This window comes from Pallidibacillus thermolactis (assembly GCF_025660415.1).
GTDB classification, from domain to species: domain Bacteria; phylum Bacillota; class Bacilli; order Bacillales; family Caldibacillaceae; genus Pallidibacillus; species Pallidibacillus thermolactis.
The window spans coordinates 1-1,098 of the sequence record NZ_JAOUSE010000108.1 but is presented as its reverse complement, the minus strand read 5'-3'; the positions used below and the strand labels follow the sequence as shown (position 1 = coordinate 1,098).

1 rRNA gene is annotated in these 1,098 nt (G+C 51.5%); it reads right to left on the bottom strand.

Going from position 1 to position 1,098, the window contains the following annotated elements:
• Positions 1 to 1,098 (bottom strand): 23S ribosomal RNA (locus OEV82_RS16070); the annotation flags it as partial.

The following is a 1,098-nucleotide window of genomic DNA, read 5'->3' as shown; positions in this document are numbered from 1 at the left end:
AAGGATTTGCCTCAAAGCCGTCCTTACTGCTTGGACGCGCTAATCCAGCAGCGCGCTTACCCTATCCTCCTGCGTCACTCCATCACTCAAGCGAATCTTAGGTGGTACAGGAATATCAACCTGTTGTCCATCGCCTACGCCTTTCGGCCTCGGCTTAGGTCCCGACTAACCCTGAGCGGACGAGCCTTCCTCAGGAAACCTTAGGCATTCGGTGGATGGGATTCTCACCCATCTTTCGCTACTCATACCGGCATTCTCACTTCTAAACGCTCCACCAGTCCTCACGGTCTAGCTTCGACGCATTTAGAACGCTCTCCTACCACGGACACGTAAGTGTCCATCCGCAGTTTCGGTGATACGTTTAGCCCCGGTACATTTTCGGCGCAGAGTCACTCGACCAGTGAGCTATTACGCACTCTTTAAATGGTGGCTGCTTCTAAGCCAACATCCTGGTTGTCTAAGCAACTCCACATCCTTTTCCACTTAACGTATACTTTGGGACCTTAACTGGCGGTCTGGGCTGTTTCCCTTTCGACCACGGATCTTAGCACTCGTAGTCTGACTCCCAAGCATAAGTAATTGGCATTCGGAGTTTATCTGAATTCGGTAACCCGATGAGGGCCCCTAGTCCAAATAGTGCTCTACCTCCAATACTCTTTCGCTTGAGGCTAGCCCTAAAGCTATTTCGGAGAGAACCAGCTATCTCCAGGTTCGATTGGAATTTCACCGCTACCCACACCTCATCCCCGCACTTTTCAACGTACGTGGGTTCGGGCCTCCAGTGAGTGTTACCTCACCTTCACCCTGGACATGGGTAGATCACCTGGTTTCGGGTCTACGACTCTTTACTCAAAACGCCCTATTCAGACTCGCTTTCGCTACGGCTCCGGTTTTACCTTAACCTTGCAAAGAATCGTAACTCGCCGGTTCATTCTACAAAAGGCACGCCATCACGCATAAATGCGCTCTGACTACTTGTAGGCACACGGTTTCAGGTACTCTTTCACTCCCCTCCCGGGGTGCTTTTCACCTTTCCCTCACGGTACTGGTTCACTATCGGTCACTAGGGAGTATTTAGCCTTGGGAGATGGTCCTCCC